The organism is Orientia tsutsugamushi, from assembly GCF_900327275.1.
GTDB classification, from domain to species: Bacteria; Pseudomonadota; Alphaproteobacteria; order Rickettsiales; family Rickettsiaceae; genus Orientia; species Orientia tsutsugamushi.
The window spans coordinates 1,389,635-1,407,387 of the sequence record NZ_LS398548.1; the positions used below are offsets into that span (position 1 = coordinate 1,389,635).

Annotated in this window: 11 protein-coding genes and 6 pseudogenes; 10 read left to right on the forward strand and 7 right to left on the reverse strand. The window is 31.0% G+C overall.

The genetic code is table 11. From position 1 onward, the window contains the following. The 3 genes and pseudogenes from DK405_RS07340 (at window position 1) to DK405_RS07350 (ending at window position 2,869) form a co-directional block, all read left to right on the forward strand. Window positions 1–1,449 (forward strand): annotated as a pseudogene (locus DK405_RS07340) (replicative DNA helicase). Window positions 1,450–1,688: 239 nt separating this feature from the next. Continuing rightward, window positions 1,689–2,318 carry an ankyrin repeat domain-containing protein gene (locus DK405_RS07345; RefSeq protein ID WP_109510644.1) on the forward strand — a complete coding sequence of 210 codons (630 nt, stop codon included), beginning with the start codon at window positions 1,689–1,691 and terminating at the stop codon, window positions 2,316–2,318. A 47-nt stretch (window positions 2,319–2,365) separates the two neighbouring features. After that, window positions 2,366–2,869 carry a hypothetical protein gene (locus tag DK405_RS07350; RefSeq protein WP_064612591.1) on the forward strand — a complete coding sequence of 168 codons (504 nt, stop codon included), beginning with the start codon at window positions 2,366–2,368 and terminating at the stop codon, window positions 2,867–2,869. A gap of 113 nt (window positions 2,870–2,982) precedes the next feature. Here DK405_RS07350 and DK405_RS07355 read toward each other — a convergent pair. Next, window positions 2,983–3,212, reverse strand: a pseudogene (locus DK405_RS07355) (DNA adenine methylase); the annotation flags it as partial. Between the two features lie 337 nt (window positions 3,213–3,549). Here DK405_RS07355 and DK405_RS07360 point away from each other — a divergent pair. The 5 genes and pseudogenes from DK405_RS07360 to DK405_RS15810 form a co-directional block, all read left to right on the forward strand. Further along, on the forward strand, window positions 3,550–4,332 hold the full coding sequence (locus DK405_RS07360) for a sensor histidine kinase (RefSeq protein WP_109510531.1): 783 nt from the start codon (window positions 3,550–3,552) through the stop codon (window positions 4,330–4,332). Between the two features lie 100 nt (window positions 4,333–4,432). Beyond that, a complete protein-coding gene (locus tag DK405_RS07365; RefSeq protein ID WP_109510645.1) occupies window positions 4,433–5,011 on the forward strand; it encodes an HD domain-containing protein in 579 nt (192 codons plus the stop codon). A 118-nt stretch (window positions 5,012–5,129) separates the two neighbouring features. After that, window positions 5,130–6,080 (forward strand): Rpn family recombination-promoting nuclease/putative transposase, encoded by a 951-nt coding sequence (locus tag DK405_RS07370; protein WP_064612593.1) that lies wholly within the window; start codon window positions 5,130–5,132, stop codon window positions 6,078–6,080. A gap of 122 nt (window positions 6,081–6,202) precedes the next feature. Then, a pseudogene (locus DK405_RS07375) lies at window positions 6,203–6,725 on the forward strand (transposase family protein); the annotation flags it as partial. Further along, window positions 6,671–6,934: pseudogene (locus DK405_RS15810) on the forward strand (transposase); the annotation flags it as partial. The pseudogenes DK405_RS07375 and DK405_RS15810, both read left to right, overlap by 55 nt. Window positions 6,935–7,245: 311 nt before the next feature. On the opposite strand, the gene DK405_RS07385 reads toward DK405_RS15810, so the two are convergent. Further along, window positions 7,246–10,680 carry a hybrid sensor histidine kinase/response regulator gene (locus DK405_RS07385; protein WP_064612600.1) on the reverse strand — a complete coding sequence of 1,145 codons (3,435 nt, stop codon included), beginning with the start codon at window positions 10,678–10,680 and terminating at the stop codon, window positions 7,246–7,248. A gap of 419 nt (window positions 10,681–11,099) precedes the next feature. Here DK405_RS07385 and DK405_RS07390 point away from each other — a divergent pair. After that, a pseudogene (locus DK405_RS07390) lies at window positions 11,100–11,297 on the forward strand (IS5/IS1182 family transposase); the annotation flags it as partial. Window positions 11,298–11,721: 424 nt separating this feature from the next. Here the strand turns inward: DK405_RS07390 and DK405_RS07395 are convergent. The 5 genes from DK405_RS07395 to DK405_RS15080 all read right to left on the reverse strand — a co-directional run bounded on the left by DK405_RS07395 (window position 11,722) and on the right by DK405_RS15080 (window position 15,791). Beyond that, window positions 11,722–12,747, reverse strand: a complete 1,026-nt coding sequence (locus tag DK405_RS07395; protein ID WP_052691731.1) for a tetratricopeptide repeat protein — start codon at window positions 12,745–12,747, stop codon at window positions 11,722–11,724. Between the two features lie 301 nt (window positions 12,748–13,048). Then, window positions 13,049–13,504: a conjugal transfer protein TraD gene (locus tag DK405_RS07400; protein ID WP_064612603.1), complete on the reverse strand. Its 456-nt coding sequence runs from the start codon at window positions 13,502–13,504 to the stop codon at window positions 13,049–13,051. A 210-nt stretch (window positions 13,505–13,714) separates the two neighbouring features. After that, window positions 13,715–14,092 (reverse strand): HNH endonuclease, encoded by a 378-nt coding sequence (locus DK405_RS13345; protein WP_052691740.1) that lies wholly within the window; start codon window positions 14,090–14,092, stop codon window positions 13,715–13,717. A 102-nt stretch (window positions 14,093–14,194) separates the two neighbouring features. Next, window positions 14,195–15,430 (reverse strand): group II intron reverse transcriptase/maturase, encoded by a 1,236-nt coding sequence (gene ltrA / locus DK405_RS07405; protein ID WP_197709764.1) that lies wholly within the window; start codon window positions 15,428–15,430, stop codon window positions 14,195–14,197. Between the two features lie 235 nt (window positions 15,431–15,665). Then, a complete protein-coding gene (locus DK405_RS15080; protein ID WP_269459331.1) occupies window positions 15,666–15,791 on the reverse strand; it encodes a hypothetical protein in 126 nt (41 codons plus the stop codon). A gap of 339 nt (window positions 15,792–16,130) precedes the next feature. Between DK405_RS15080 and DK405_RS16190 the strand changes: the two are divergent. Next, window positions 16,131–17,651: pseudogene (locus DK405_RS16190) on the forward strand (AAA family ATPase); the annotation flags it as partial. Window positions 17,652–17,753 lie beyond the last annotated feature (102 nt).

The window sequence follows — 17,753 nt, forward strand, 5'->3', positions numbered from 1 at the left end:
ATGGAAAAAGATCTTGCAAAGATTGCTCCAAGTAATATTCAGGCAGAGCAAATGATACTTGTGGCAATTCTGATTAACAATCGTGCGCTATATAACATTAACGAATTTTTACTGCCGGAACATTTTTATGAACCATTACATGGCAAAATATACAAGTCAATTAATCTCATTATTAGTAAAGGAATTAGTGCTACTGTAATTTCGCTCAAAAATATGCTAGGCAATGAACTCGCATTTGAGAAAATAGGTGGAGTGGATTATCTAGCTAAACTTACAACTTTAGCATTAAGTATAGTTAATGTTAATGAGTACGGCAAAATAGTATATGATCTTGCGCTGAGGTGTTATTTAATTGAAATTGGAGAAAAAATAGTAACAAATGCGTATTCTTCTACTTTAGCAGATTTAGCTATAAGTCAGATCGAAACTGCTGAATCTCAATTATATGATCTAGGTTCAAGATGAACTTTAAGTAAAGGATTTACAAAATTACAAACTTCAATTGAAGAATCATGGACATCAATTTCATCTGCTATTAAAAATAAAAACTCTATTAACGGTATTAGTAGTGGACTACTTGACCTTGATTCAAAGCTTGGAGGATTTAAAAATTCTGACCTAATAATATTAGCTGGCAGGCCATCAATGGGTAAAACTGCTTTAGGAGTTAACTTAGCAATAAATGCTTGTAAATATTTTTTATCATCATCTACTCAACAAAATAGCAAAGTTTCTAATATAACACCATCAGTTGGATTCTTTTCTTTAGAAATGTCATCTCAGCAAATCTCAACTCGAATTCTTTCTATAGAATCAGAAATTAATAGCTCTGCATTATTTAACGGTAAAATAGGTGAACAAGATGTTGATAAGTTAAAGACTGTACAAGACGAAATACAAAAGTGGAATTTTTTTATAGATGATGCTCCAGCAATCTCGATATCTGCAATTAGATCTCGAGCTCGTAGACTTAAACGTACTCATAATTTAGCAATATTATTTATTGATTATTTACAGCTAATAAAAATTGATAACAGAGGAAGTCAGTATAATCGAGTGCAGGAGATTTCTGAAATTACACAGAGCTTAAAAGCTCTTGCTAAAGAGCTCAATATTTCAATCATTGCGTTATCTCAATTGTCTAGAGCTGTAGAACAAAGGTCAGATAAAAAGCCTATTCTCTCAGATCTGAGAGAATCAGGCTCAATTGAACAGGACGTCGATATTGTAATGCTTATATATCGGGACGAATATTACTTGTCTAGATCAGAACCGAATCCAGGTACTCCAGAATACACAGAATGGGTTACAAAACAAAATAAATGTTATAACACTGCTGAAATAATTGTTGCTAAACACCGTAATGGTCAGGTTGGTACAGTGAAGTTGTACTATAATAGTAGGTATTCTAAATTTGGCAATATTGTTAAAAACTCTCAGCAATGTTAATAAACGCTAGATTATGCATAAGATGAAAAAATGCTGGTCCAAAAAAAAAATTACAGCAAAATTTTACTCATTAACACCAGAGATATGCAACTCAAGATTAGTTTTTTTTGGCATCGTGATAACTGAATTCAAAAAATTTATAATTTAATTTGCTTCTTTTCCAGTTTTTATCTGGGATTGGAGTATACAAAAAGTTTAAATTATGGTATAATTTATTAATAACCATTTAGAGGTGGCCAATGATAGATTTTTATAGTGAGAGCTTAATAAATAAGCTGTTCAGAAGCAAAGTACAGCAGCTTATTAATAAGGATAGTACACTTGTCAATTCAAAATATAAAGACGGTACTACAGCTTTATCTGTTGCTTTGAAATATAAGAATCTACCTATTGCCGAGATTTTACTAAGCAATGGAGCTAACATAAACGCACAAGATAATGATGGGCACACCGCTTTACATCTTGTTGTGGATACAATTCAAGTATATTATGAATTTTTCGAAAAATATCCTACCTATTGCAATGATCATATAGCATTACTGCTAAAATATAATGCTGATGTAAATATCGAGAATAATCAAGGTAATACACCTTTATCTGATGCTGTTGAATGCAAATGTGTAGAACCTTTAGCAATTATGCTAAAACATAATTCTACTGGTATTAATAAAAAATATGATGAAGGAGAAACACTACTACATATTGCTGTTCGTAATAAAATCATAGATATTATAGAGCTTTTGATTGATTATGGAGCAGATATTGATGCAAAAGATGATAACGGCATGACTACTATAGATTATGCTGCTAAAAGCGGTAATGCAGATATATTCAACTTTCTAACGGAACAATGGGTCCCATGGTATTAGGTTTCAACAGATAGCTAATATGTTAATGCTAATAAAGAGAAGTTAATATGAATGTTTTGAAATCACTTTTACAACCGTGTTATGCTGTTATATTAGCATTCGTTGTATTATCTTCACCATCGATATGTACAGCGAATAATAATGTAAACTTCAATGCTTTCAAAGATAGTATTGATACTTCACAATTCTATATAAAATTTTCAACTGGTATTGCTACTAACTACGACACATTAGAAGCTGGAATTGGTTATAGATTAGATCGGCACAGAATGGATGTAAGATTAGGATTTATGTGTCATCACAAGTGTAGAGATAACTTTATTCAAGGAAATTATTATTACAATATAATTGAAGGTAACAAAGCATCAATTTTTGTTACAGGTGGCCTAGTATCAGCTTTCAATAGTGATAGCGGTACTGGTATAGACTTAGGAGTTGGTACAACAATAAACTTATCAAGAGATACATATTTGGACATTGAATGTAGCACAATGGCTAACTATAGACCACTTCCTATTCATATACGATTTGGATTGCGGGTTCATCTTTAATTGCTAAGCTCAGGTCAAGTAGTTAGTTCGAATAGTTAGTAATGATTAGCTCATTAACAGGATTGCGTTGTTCATTGATTGAGTATATAATCCAATATGAGTAATGAAGAAGTCTTTTTTACAGCGTGATAACTAGTAATTAAGTCGAGATTAATATCAGAAAAAAACATTGTTTAAACAGATGCCTAACTTGAAAAAATAAAGCCCCACCTCCAAGGAATGGTTCATAGTAATTATAGTATGGCCCTGAAGGAAGATGCTCTATTAATCTATTAACAATTCTCCTTTTGCCTCCAACTCAATGGAGAAAAGGCTTTGGTTCATTAGAAATTGCTATTGACACAAGAATTTTTGATTAATTAAATCTCTACTATGAATTATAGCAGAAAATAAGCCTTAAAGCCAGTAATAATAACTGCTACAGAACTTTTTTATAAATCTTTTTTGAATGATATTTTTGTAGCTAGAGATACAATGTGATAATTTCGCATCTATTTTAAAAATTTCATAATTATGACAAAAAGTCATGTACTGATAAAAATCTAAATGATACTGTATACCTGATATTATCTGAGATTCAAGATTTAGATAATGTTCGGATAGAGATTAAAAGCGTAAACGATCAAAATTTATTCTTTAATCTCTAGCTGCTATATAAACTAATACAGCAGGAGGATTCTATGCCTATTGAAGACGAAGGTCAAAATAAAATCAATAAATTAACCGAAAAATTATCCACAGAGGGAATTAATAGCACAACAATAAAACAGATAGATACTGAAATGCAAAAACTATACTTTCAGCTAGAGGAATCTGAGCAAGTAAGCATAAAACTCATAGATTGGATACAATATTTTAGGCTAATAGTAAATAACTACGACAGAAAAAAAGTAAATATAATAGCTTCTCTAAATGGAATGATTTTTTTATTTAGACAATACATAGCATCAACGAATGTAAGACATGAAAATTTATGTTTAAAAAAATTTAGCATACAAAAGCTAGTAAAAAATGCCGTCAGGAGACTAGAAGACATTGCAAAAGAGAAAGATATAAAAATCAATTACAATTTTCAGTACAAAATGAAGGATATTGTGATTGGAAATAGTGATCACTTACAAGCTATATTAAGTCAATTAATAGGAAGCGTCATTAGATTTAATCACAGCTGCCAGGTTATAATTACAGTTCATTTGTTTACTATAAAAAATTATATAAAAAGCGATAACATACTACAATTTAGAATACATGATACAGGAAGCGGTATTTCAAAAGAAAAATTAGGGAATATAAAAGCTAAATTAGCTGATTTTGAGTTGGTAAGAGACTATCCGCTAATGCTTGAATCAGGATTATGGTTTGTAAATTACCTTATTAATCAACTTAATGGAGAAATGGAAATAGAAAGCGAAAAAGACAAGTTTACAACCATTACTTGCAATATTCCAGTACAACTTTTTTAATCAAATTAATTCGCTTCTTTCACACTTTTTATCTGAGACTGAAGTATATAAAAAGTTTAATTTATTGTATAATTTATTAAAGATTATTTAGAGATGAAAAATGATAGACTTTTATAGCGAAAGCTTACTAAATAAGCTGTTTGAAACCAACGTAAGATTTGACACTAAAATTGATCTTGATAAAGTTGAAAAAGCAATATTTTATGCCCAAAAATATCATGGTCAGCAAAAGAGAGATACAGGAGAACTATACTACACACATCCATTAGAAGTAGCTTATATGGTATCAGACTACAGCTTTGAAACAGATACGATTATTACAGCAATACTACATGATACTATCGAAGACACAACACTAACCAAAGAAAAGATTGTTAAGGTATTCGGTAGAAAAATTGCGGAACAGGTTTCAGATCTCACCAGGATTAAGGATAATAAAAAAATCAGTTCTAGAGAGATGATTCAAACATTTTATAGACAAAATAAAACAGAACTATTATTAATTAAGCTTTTCGACCGATTCCATAATATTCAGACTGTTTCAATAAAACCTTATGAAAAAAGACAAGAAATCATACTAGAAACGCAGCAAGAATTTATACCTCTTGCTGAATATCTTAAATTACCAGAAATTGCTATAGAGCTAAATAAATACTGTGAGCTTTATACTACCAAATAAGCTAAAGTTTAATAGGTGGTTAATGTAGTGAATTGCAGAAATTAAAATTCAATAAGAGAATGTTCATGTAAGTTATTTTGTTGTATAATTTAAAAAGAATAGAAAATATGAAAAATATATGCATTTATCAAGATTTTTAGATCCAAAGAATGATGTAGCATTTAAAAAGATATTTGGATCAGAAAAAAACAAGGACATACTAATACATTTTCTGAACGATATATTGTTGTTTGAAGGGAATAGAGAAATAACAGAAGTAGAGTTTTTAGGAACGATATTAGATGCAGACATAGCGTCAAAAAAAGAATCAATAGTAGATGTTTTGTGTAAAGATAAAAATGGAACGCAATATATAATAGAAATGCAAGTAGATCCTACACAAGGATTTGAAAAAAGAGCACAGTATTATGCAGCAAAAGCATATGGCAGGCAACCAAATAGAGGAAAGGAAGGAAAATACTCAGACCTAAAGGAAGTTATATTTATAGCTATAGCAGATTATAAATTGTTTCCAAACAAAGAAGACTATATATCAAGGCATGTAATACTGGATAAAAAGACATATGAGCATGATCTAAAGGACTTTTCATTTACCTTTATAGAATTACCAAAATTTAAAAAAAATAGAGTGGAAGAGTTAAATGATATAACAGAGAAGTGGTGCTATTTTTTTAAACATGCAAAAGAAACAACATTAGATGGATATAATAAAATAATAGGTAAAGATTTAATAATAAAAAAAGCGTATGAGGCATTAGATCAGTTTAATTGGAGTGAAGACGAACTAATAACCTATGAACAAGAGTTAAAGCGTATATGGGATAATAAAGCAGTAGAAGATTATAAACTCGAACGCGCTAAAGCTGAAGGTAAAGCTGAAGGTAAAGCTGAAGGCATAAAGCTCGGTGAAGCTAAAGGTAAAGCTGAAGGTAAAGCTGAAGGTAAAGCTGAAGCAAAAAAAGATTTTGCAATAAAATTATTGAAATCTGAATTATCAGTTGAGACAATTGCTGAATATACGGATTTATCAATACAAGAAGTATTAAATTTAAAAAATAGTGTAAAATAATAATATACTTCTTTCGAAACTATAGTCATTTACAATGAAGTTTGCGTATAAAATATCCTGTTGATAAATCTTATGATGCTATTGTCGCTTTTTTCTATACTCAAACTTCATTGTAAATGACTATAGGTGAAAACTATGGTTAGTGAAAGTTCAGCATATAAAGCTGTAAAATGGATAGAAGGTCCCCTAGTTAACCACGCAAATTTTGCTCTTCCAGATCGTAAAGCTCTAATGAAGAGTGATATGAATTATGTGGTAGACAAGAAAACACACAAAGTAATATGTACAGATTTTTCTAACGGTAAAAAACATGACTTTAGATTATTTAAGAAATCCAAAATTCTTATCCATCCTAAGGTTAAAGCGATTACTGATACAAGATATCAAGGTATACAAAAAATTCACAATAATTCTAAATTACCAAAGAAAAAAAGCAAAAAAAATCCTTTAACCAAAAATGATAAAAAGAATAATCTTAGGTTAGTAGGAGAATGAGTTGTGAATAAAAACGTTATTGGTATGCTAAAACGCTTCAAAATTATTGCTAACAAATATCGAAATAGACGTAAAAGATTCGGTCTTAGATTTAAAATGGTCTACTTTTATTCACTAATCTTCGTAAAGATATGCAAACATATTTATTAGATATAGATGATAAGCATTTATTAAATAAACGTTCATTAATTGAGTCTGTCTTTTAATGTACTAAAAAACATATGCTTTTAGAGCATACTCAACATCGCTCTCCTCTTAATTTTTTTGTTCATATAATTGATTCTCTTGCTAGTTATTCTAGCTCCAAACTTAATTCCTATCTTATCTCATCTTTTTTCTACTCTAATCCATTATCCTAATCTAGCATTATAAAAACTATTAATGGTAAGCTAAAACATCTTTTCCATATTGATCAATAACTCATCACGAAGGAGATATGTTATGTATTTTCAAACTAATGCACTTACCACATTGCTTACTTATGTTTTTTAACCTAACGAAATTTCTGTTTCTTTTTAAGTTTGAATTATTTCTCTATTTCTTTGCTTCATCTCTGTTCTATTAATTATATCCAACTTATGTTACTTGTGTTATCAGAACTTAGACTTTGCATTACTGCTATAATTTATAACTGTGAACTCTAATAGTTAACATAAAAGATGGATATAACCTAAGGGAGATAAGAATAAGGAAGTGGAATAATTGTTTGCTTGAGGTAGTTGTTGATGACATTACGAAGCTGATTATAGGTATAAGGTTTTTCAATGAAGGCTACTACTCCCATGGAATAAAGTAGGTTTTTAGTTTCATAGGTTTGTCTATAACCTGAAATAATAATAGGAATGCCATACATTTTTGTTACTGTATAAATTTCCTGCACAACTTGCTCTCCGGTTTTTTCAGGCATCATCATATCAAGTAACACCAAAGAGTACTGTAATGGATTTTCCTTAATCAACCTCACAGCTTCAAAAGCATTATTAACTGGTTCTGGAGTATATTGTTCAGCATATATATCTAAAGATATTGCATCCAAAACATTTTGATCATCATCAACTATCAAAATGCGTTTATTAACTCTAATATGATTCTCAAGCTCCTTGAGAGAATTAATAGAGTTGCATTCATAACCAAATCCTTTTAATAATTTAGCTATTCTGTCTTTATATATTTTACCAAAAACCTCACTTTTACTATAAACAGCTTTATTGAAGCCGCCTTCTGGCTGTCGTAATGGTAATCTAAAAGTAAATTTGCTACCTCTATTATTAGGTCGATTCTCTGCCCAGATTTCACCATGATGTGCTAATATAATTTCTTTAGCGAGTGTTAGTCCTAATCCACGGCCACAAGCCTTAGATTTAGTTCTGCTACTTTCCTCAAATGGTACAAAGATTGCTTCTAGCTCATTTTCTGGTATTCCAACTCCCTCATCTTCAATTGATACTTCTACTCCTGATCTATATGGCTTTACTGTAATTAGAATCAAACCAGACTGAGAATATTGAATCGCATTTGAAATAAGATTTAGCATCACCGTTTTAATTCTAGTATGATCAAATTCAAACATTGTCTCAGCTTGAGGAACATAGTTTAAACTAATTATATGTTTTTCAGCTACATTTACTTTGTTGCACTCAGCAATTATTTCTTTTAGCATTAATTGAAAGTTATTAAGCTCTATGTCAAATATCATCTGCCCTTGTGCAAATTTTGACAAATCAAACAAATTATTGCTGTACGCTACTAATCTCTCGATACCAGAATTTGCTAATGTCACCATAGTTAATACTCTTTCTTTTTCTTTGAGAATCATCTCGGTGTCCTTATAGTATTTTGGTAAAAATTTGCTTAGTAAATTAATAGTAGTGCGAACGACTGATAATGGTGACTTTATTTCATGACTTAAATTATTAAGTATATGTTTTTGGGTATTAAGAAGTATTTCCATTTTTTGGCTTTTAGTATTTAAACGCAGATTAAGAACATCAACATCATTTTTTAGCTCTAGCATAGATCTAGTGTTATCTACAAATTGATTTTGTCTTAATCTAATGAACAATAGTATAGCGCCCAATAATGCTAATGCCCATATGACATACATTCCTAAATTATTATCAATTTCATTGTAATCAGCTAAGTAACCTCGCCAACTAGCTAGTATGTTAAATACTCTAGCCCCAACTGGCACACCTAACAATATCATAAATAAAGCTGTATGCCATTGTAATAATATTCCTGCTACAACTAGGTTAGATATAAAACACATTAGTAATATTGGAGATGAACCACCAATCATAGTTAATAAAGTATTGCTAAATACTAAAGTATAAAATATCGTAACATGCCAAATCAGCCCTAAATATTTAGTTCTAAAATCCGCATTCCATTTATTGTTATATAGCAAAGCTGTAGTCATCACTAATCCTAAAAGTATAACTGACACTTTTGTAACTAACCAAGCTGAAGCTACATTATGCTCTACCTGTCCACATAATGACATAACCATTAATGATGCAGCTGTAATAACGGAGTACTCAATATAATAATGCCTACCACGGAATGTTTCATTATTGCAGTAAGCACAAATATTATTCCAGCTAAAACTATGATATAAAGACTTAAAGAAGCTTGAAATAGAATTAATCTGTTGCTTGCGTTTTTCTTTAAGAACATTTAGTGGCCTACGATCACTAGGCCCAACCCATCCTCCTGGCTCCCCAAGACAGTAGTGCATTATCATCATTACAATAAAATTTGCGATAGTTGCTGGCATTAGATCACCTATTGGTAATGCTGCATTAAAAAATTTGTTCCAAATAAATGTAGTTGATATTCCAGCAATCATACCTGATACTATAACTCTAGTAGTAGTTCTAAATCCTAAAATTGTAAACATTAATGGTATTCCTACTATTGGAGTATAAAAACTAGCTCCAAATAATAATATACCTATCAAATTTTTTTGTAAAATAGCAATATATAACCCCAATACACCAATAAATATTGCAAATATTCTAACTGCTATGCTCTCTAATTTTGCATTATTTTGAAATAATCCTAAAGGCTTACACAAATCATTAACAAAGATTACAGAAGCTGAATTAATAAATGAATCAACAGTTGACATAATCATTGCTGATATTCCAATTACTACTAATCCCTTAAATCCAGGATATGCATAGCTATCTATTATATATGGTACTAAACTGCTTGCCTCTATATTCTGGTTTGATGATAGCAGTGTTAATCCTATAAATCCAGCAAAAATGCAAAACAATAAATACATAGGTATCATAATTTTAAAAGCTTTAGCTGCTTGTACTGTATTACGAGCTATTAAAACCCTATGAAATAGGGCTGGATTAAAGCAAGGCATTATGCAATAAAAAAATACACCATAATATTGTAGTGTATTGATATTATGATAGTCTAGCAATATTTTAGGATCAAATATAGGATTTGTAGTTAAAGTATTTGCTATAGATTCCCAACTACCTAATATTCCCCAAATAAGTATTGCTAAAGTTGGAATAAATGCTCCAAAAGCTAAAGATTGAAAAATATCAGTAAATACTACAGCCTTAATTCCTCCAAATGCTGAATATATAATAACTACCATACTGCTAATTATAGTTGCATATACACTATCTATTCCTAAAAAATGATTAAACATTGTAGAAAAAACTTTAATTTGCATAGCAATTGTTGTTGCTGATACAATGATAGAACAAACAGCTACAATTACTCTAACATGCATGCCATAAAGATCACCAATTACTTCTGCAGCTGATAACTTACCAAAAAATTCCTGCATTCTTGGAATTAAGATATAAGGATAACAAAATAATCCTAGTATTTGGCCTATAATAGCAAGCAGCGCGAGTATTCCAACTGAATATATTTGGGACACTCTAAAACTAAAAGTACTACCACCAATCCAGGTAGCTATAAGAGTTGAGACAAGAGATGCTGTACTGAAATTTCTTCCCCCAAGAGCATAATCTTTTGTAGACTTCACGTCTTTCCCATACCATAACCCTATAGCTAGATTAGCTATCAAGAATAATCCTACTAAAATTAGGTCTATATTCAATGTAGGCATTTAAAACTTACTCCTTTCCTATATTGCATTTGCAACTAACATAACTAACATACGATCCATATAATCAACTTGACACTGTTGTTTTATGATTTTCTTATCTTATATAAATCTTCTTTAATTAATTATTATATTTTATTAATTTATTAATTTAATTAGTGATATAATGTATTTGCATTGTCAATATCATACTTTTAGTAGAAAGGCTTCCATATCTTAGTATAAACAAGTAGTATAGATAGCTTTACTGGTCCGCAACATAATGAAGCAAATAATTCAAAGACTGCAGAAAGCGTAAAAATATTTCATTTAACTTAATTAGCAAGTATAGCTTTATTCTGAAAGGCAGTTACACATTAGATTTCTTTCTAAACTAGACAATGATGTAGAATGGTGTTATAAAAATCTGATTTGAAGTAATAATGAAATTAGATCATATTAAAGAGTTAGGTGATGAAAAATTTCGTCGATTAACAGGAGTAAGGAAGGAAACATTTTCAAAGATGGTGGATATTTTAAGGAAAGCTGATGGTCTTAAGTAATCAAAAGGTGTGCGTAAAAATAAGCTCAATTTGGAGGAACAGTTGCTGATGGTCTTAGAATACTTTAGAGAATACCGTTAACCCTTTTATCTGATCGAATTTCATTATTACTTTAAAATCAGATTTTTATAACACCATTCTATATCATTCTCTAGTTTCGAAAGAAGTCTAATGAATATACAACACAAAATCTTACCTTTGATGTGTTGTATGCTACTAATTCTGAACATTTGGATGTAAAGATAGCTGGTTCAAAAAAAAGTAGCATTATTTTTTGAACTCTAAGATTTAGCACTATATCTCTTAATATTTAGGAATATTTTTTGATATATAGTCATTTACAATGAAGTTTGCGTATAAAATATCCTGTTAGTAAATCTTATGATACTATTGTCGCTTTTTTTATGCTCAAACCTCATTGTAAATGACTATAGTCTATAATCTAGAATAATAAAACATTCTTAACTTATGAACATGTGACTCTGTACCTTGATTCTAAAAATTAATCAGTTATGATGCGGAGATTGCTTTTTTTAATTTTTTGTGCAAGTTCATTTGCTAACTGGTATGCGTACACATTATCAGAATCATATTTGATAGCCAGGTTACAACTTTCAATTGCTTCTTGATGTCGCCCCAATTCATTCAAAGCAATTCCTTTATTATAGTAAGCGTCTGGAAAATCTGGTTGATACTTAATAGCCAAATCAAAATTCTCTATTGCCTCTTGATATTGTTCCAGTATACATAAAGCAGCTCCTTTATTATTGTAAGAGTCTGCATAATTTGGTCTATATCGAATAGCTTGATCATAATTTTCAATTGCTTCTAGTAGCTTTTCAAGATTTTTCAAAGCATTTCCTTTATTAATATAAGCTTCTACCAAATCTGGTTTATACTTAATAGCTATATCATAATTTTCAATTGCCTCTTGATTGCGCCCTAATTCCTTATAATTTTTTATTGCCTCTTGATGCTGTCCAAGTTCGCATAAAGAAACTCCTCTATTAATATAAATACCTAGATTAGTTGAATCATATTGAATAGCTTGATCATAATTTTTAATTGCTTCTTGATATTGGCCTAATTTGTCGTCTAAAGATATTCCTTTATGATAATAAGCTTCTGCATCATTTGGATTGTATCGAATAGCAGTATCAAAATTCTTTATTGCTTCTTGATATTGGCCTAATTTGTCGTCTAAAGATATTCCTTTATGATAATAAGCTTCTGCATCATTTGGATTGTATTGAATAGCTATATCAAAATTCTTTATTGCCTCTTGATATTGTCCTAGTTCGTATAAAGAAATTCCTTTATTAATATAAGCTTCTACCGAATCTGGTTTATACTTAATAGCTATATCATAATTCTCTATTGCTTTTTGATGTTGTCCTAATGCCTTTAAAGCCATTCCTTTATTAATATAAGCTTCTATACAATCTGGATTACACTTAATAGCTACATCATAATTTTTAATTGCTTTTTGATATTTTCCTAACAGAAAAAATGAATTCCCTTTATACAATATTTGTTTGCTATCATATCTTTACCCTAAAATTAAATACTGATTAATAATACTGTCATATATTTCATATGATTTATAAAAATTCCCCTTTAAATTTTTGATTAGCTGTGATAATTGCTAAATCAAATGTGCTGTTACAAATTTTCTTTTTTACAGCCTTATTTTTAATACTATCAGAGATTTCATCAAAATTCTTTATTTTTTTTTATTATTACCATCAGTTATGTTATTCTAAAATTCTTACTCTATATTTTCTATCAGTACTAATATTGCTAGCTGTGCATATAGTTTGAACTATTATCTAAGATACAAGCTCAAGTTTATACTGAACATTGAGAAGGCCATTCTTTAAGGCCTCAATGTCCTTAACATGACCGCACCATTCTTGACGAAAGCTATTCCATTTTAAGCCATGAAGGCGAATGTGGCGCTTAGTGTTTTCGTCTGGTTCAGAGGTGAATTTTAAAATCACAGCAGCTTTATTTTGCTGTTCTTTATCAAAAATATCTTTACCTATTGTAGTCCAATGATCCTGAACATTTGGATGTTGTGTTAAAGTTTCTTTTAGTGAAACAATTGCACCAAATAAAGTATTTGTTGGTAAGTGATCAAGATTAGCTTTAGCAACTAATCCACCCATTTCGATAAGACGTCGAGTACGCATTTTACGTTCTTTAATTTTAAGGTTAACCTCATCCATGATTAGCTTAGCCTTTTTTTGTTGAAGAGTAATTTTTTGCTGCATAAGATTTGCCATGTTAGTAATTCAGAAAGATAAAAAAATCAGGCAAGAATATATCAAAATAAAATCCCAGTAAAGAAAAAAAACCGCGCCTACCAAACCAACATCAAATAATTATAGTCAAAAAAACGTGAATTCAAGGTTAGAAGCTTCATTGAAAAATAAGCTTACAGCGGGTAGGTAAGCGCAGAAGCGCTTTTCCTCCCAAAGAACCGTACAAGCGAATTACTCCGCATACGGCTCAAGCAATTTACAAACAGCTGCAATAAGTTGTCCGCGATTACTGTGTACTTGTCGATGGCAGTTTTCATGCAATAAGCACAAATTGTTAATATGGTCAGTGCCACCACATCTTATAGGTGTTATATGATGTACATGAACACTTTCACCATTATCTATTAAATCAAAACAAACAAGACATTTACCCTTTTGTCTACGCCAAAGAATCTGCCTAGATTTAAACAAATACTTAGGGCTATCAGCCTGACGTTTATGCCAATATTCTCTAAGTTTTGAATTATCAGGAGAAGATTTACCTTTAACAAGAATATGTCGTTTAATCGTTGTCCATTGTAATTTCCATAGATATAGATCTTTATTCATAAAGACCCAATTATCATTTCTGCCTTTAATGCGACCCCAATACTTTTTCTTAAGCCATTTCCAAGATTTTTTAGGATGTTTTCTACATACGAATCTTGCTTGCTAAATCCACATCCAACAGTCTAAATTGGAAAAAATTTTCTTGGACACAACTTTGTTGAAATAACTGCACCATCCAAATATTTTAGAATTTAGATTATCAATTATTCTATCAATATTCCATGAGAAACTTTTTTTCCATTCTATTGACATTCGTTTTTTAAACGACTTTATAGAGTCTTTAGACGGTTTAACTAGTAGAGCTACACCTCTTCTTGTACTATTGGTTTTATATTGTCGAATATTAAATCCAAGGAAATCAAAACCTTCATTAATATGAAGTATCCTGGTTTTTTCCTTTGACAATTCTAAGCCTCTAATACTTAACCAATCATTAATAATACTTTTGGCTCTGATACATGAGCTTTCTGACTTAGCGCAAACGACAAAATCATCAGCGTATCTCACTAAAGCATATTCGGATTTAGAATATAGGTGATCATACTTATTATAGATAATATTAAGTATATCACTCATTCCATGAAGAGTTATGTTTAAAAGTAATGGAGAAATTAATCCACCTTGTGGAGTACCAGCTGTTGTTTTGATAATTTGATAATCCTGCATTACACCAGATTTAAGCCATGCTTGAATCCAATTACGAGCAGGGAAATTTCCTATAATTTTCAAAAGAAAATTATGATCAATATTATCAAATGCTCCTTTAATATCAGCATCTAATATCCAATTTCTATTGGTTCCATGTCGAATAATACCAGATATTCTCTGTATTGCATCGTGAGCGCTACGTCCAGGTCTAAAGCCATAGCTGCAACCTTCAAACTTAGCTTCCCAATATGGTTCAAGTGCTGATTTTACAACAGCCTGTCTACACCTATCCACAATAGTTGGCAAGCCTAAAGGTCTAGATTCGCCATTACTTTTTGGTATGTATACACGCTTAATCGGTTTTACAGATGATAGATTATTATCTGCTAACTTTTCCATCAACAGACTCCTTTCTTTATCTGTCTTAACAACTATTTTATCAATTCCAGGACTTTTTCGTCCTTTGTTGATTTGAGTAACACGTCTTATAGCAAGTAACCTATTTGCTCTTGATTTTAACATCAATCTTTGTAAGTTACGTACTAACTTCATATTACCATTTGCAGATGCCCTATAAATACGTCTACGAAGATTATTAACCTTTTGTATAATTTCTTTCCAGTCTATTGAATGCCAATAGATTTTCTTGAAATTATCTTTAGTCTCAATTGTTACATTTGCGTTTAGCATCCAACTTTTCCAATTAATTCATAATCTTGTTTACCTATTTAGGGTAAATCACCAGTCTTAAGTTAGCATCATTTCTGATTAGCATATAAATGCCTATACACTCAGTTATTAATTTCTGTAGTCTTTCGACTTAGTGTCATTTGCTTTCTAAGACCTCTCTTACCTACTATCAGTTGCCTAATAATAGGCTTACCATGTTTCACTCATCAGAGAGACGTTAAGTTGGTTATCTTCTTTATACCGAGGAGCTGGCATTTTTAAAGAAGGCTGCGTATTCCTTCTTACAGCTAAGCTTTTCAGCTTTATCCTTATAACAGAATTTATCTGGAGTATCTGCTTCTGCATTGACGATATTTTCCATACGAAGATTCACTTTCGTTTAACCAATTTTAACTTTACCTTGCCCCTATTTCCCATCCAGATTAGTACTTTAGTTAGGCTTTCTATCGCGCTTAGTACAAGACCGTTACCAATCTCGCACCGCAATAGCGGTAACTAAGGTTTAAATGCAACCTTGCTACATTTCTGTAGTCTCTGTTTGAGCGACCTCATGTCGCACTACGCAATATGCAATCTATAAAGATTGCTGCTAAAAAATGAGTACTCATTAACCGATTGAATGTTAAAAAAAAAGAAGTTTATGCTAGCAAAATCAAAAAAACCATGCTAACTTAAAACTCAGGTGAGAATTGGTATTGAGATGGCGATACAGTTTGCAAGGATTGAATTTTTAAGTAGAAGTACAGGAGGTGATAGTTGTCGTAAGGCAGCGTATAATGCAAGAACTATTGTTAAAAATAAGCAGACAGGTATAAGGTATAACTTCTCTCGTAAGAAAGATAACGTATATCATACAGTGCTGATACCGGATTATGTAAAACAAGAATTCAAGAATATTCAAACATTAATGAATGAGGTAGAACGAACCGCAAAAGACCCAAACAGCCAGTTGTTGAAGGATATCGTAATAGCGTTGCCAGATGAGAAGGAGCTAAATTTAGAGCATAGAATAGAACTAACTCATCGAATAGTTGATGCAATGGAATGGGTGCAAAATGGTCTTGGAGTACAGATAGACATTCATAAGCCTCAAATAGGAGATAAAAACTGGCATGCACATATATTGCTCACTATGAGAAGATTTAGAAAAGATGGAACTGGTTTAGGAGATAGAGCAGTAGATTTAAACCCAAAAATCATAACAGTTAATGGCAAAAAGGTTGTTATTAAAGATTCCAAGATGATTCATGAAATAGCAAAAGAAGAAACTAATGCATATTTCGCTGAATTAGGCTTGCCATATAGAGTTGACGAGACAAGCGAAGTGCCTGGAAAGCATATTGGACCTCGTAGAATTAGGAATTTAATTAATGAAGTATTAAATGAAAATGAGTTACGTAAAGAGGCTCATTTGAAGATTATTAATGATGCTGACGTAATAACAGATTCTATAACACATTACAAATCTATTTTTACTAAGGAGGATGTTGAAAAAGCAGTAAAAGATATACCAGATCCAACAGCAAGAGAACAGTTAGTTCAGAAAGTGCTTAGTTCAAATAGAATACTAGAATTATATCATGATGATGGTGAAAGTAGCAAATATTTTACGACAATTGAGGTTCGAAATGAGGAGACGAGAATAATCAGAATAGCTAATAAAATCAATGATCAGGTTTATTACAACAACATTTACAATCTTAAAAGTGATATCGAAGGTCTAGCAAATGTTAGTGAGGAACAGAAACAAGCGCTAAGGCATATTTTGCTTAGCACTAGTGGAGTTAGAGTCTTGAGAGGAAGAGCTGGTACAGGAAAATCTTATGTTTTAGCAAAAGCGCATAAGCTCGCAACAAATCGTGGACAAAAAGTTATTGGTCTTGCTCCTACTCATAAGGCAGTATCAGAGCTGAGGAGCAAAGGTTATACAGAGGTCTATACAGTAAAAGGATTTTTATATAATCGAAAAAAAATTTTTATGCAAGACAGCTTAATAGTAGTAGATGAAGCTGGAATGGTAGGTACTAAAGCTTATGCAGAGCTGTTTAGAGTAGTTAGAAACAATAATTGTCAACTGATACTTGCTGGAGATGAAAAACAGCTAGCTTCAATAGAAAGAGGCGGAATGTTTGAGATTCTGAGTAATATTTTTGGTTCACATGTTTTAGTAAATATTCGAAGACAAAGTGAAAACTGGAGCAGAGAAGCAGCAATGGAGTTTGCTGAGAGTAATATTTTAAGCGGTATAACCTTACTGAGGCAAAATAACTGCGTTAGGTTTGATAATACGTTGCAGGACTCAATGAGTAAGTTAATATACAAC

Coding starts and splice junctions, on each gene's coding strand:
- DK405_RS07345 (WP_109510644.1), top strand. CDS start 1,689: ATGATAGATTTTTATAGTGAGAGCTTAATAAATAAGCTGTTCAGAAGC.
- DK405_RS13345 (WP_052691740.1), bottom strand. CDS start 14,092: ATGAATAAAGATCTATATCTATGGAAATTACAATGGACAACGATTAAA.
- DK405_RS07360 (WP_109510531.1), top strand. CDS start 3,550: ATGCCTATTGAAGACGAAGGTCAAAATAAAATCAATAAATTAACCGAA.
- ltrA (WP_197709764.1), bottom strand. CDS start 15,430: ATGCTAAACGCAAATGTAACAATTGAGACTAAAGATAATTTCAAGAAA.
- DK405_RS07370 (WP_064612593.1), top strand. CDS start 5,130: ATGCATTTATCAAGATTTTTAGATCCAAAGAATGATGTAGCATTTAAA.
- DK405_RS15080 (WP_269459331.1), bottom strand. CDS start 15,791: ATGGAAAATATCGTCAATGCAGAAGCAGATACTCCAGATAAATTCTGT.
- DK405_RS07400 (WP_064612603.1), bottom strand. CDS start 13,504: ATGGCAAATCTTATGCAGCAAAAAATTACTCTTCAACAAAAAAAGGCT.
- DK405_RS07385 (WP_064612600.1), bottom strand. CDS start 10,680: ATGCCTACATTGAATATAGACCTAATTTTAGTAGGATTATTCTTGATA.
- DK405_RS07365 (WP_109510645.1), top strand. CDS start 4,433: ATGATAGACTTTTATAGCGAAAGCTTACTAAATAAGCTGTTTGAAACC.
- DK405_RS07350 (WP_064612591.1), top strand. CDS start 2,366: ATGAATGTTTTGAAATCACTTTTACAACCGTGTTATGCTGTTATATTA.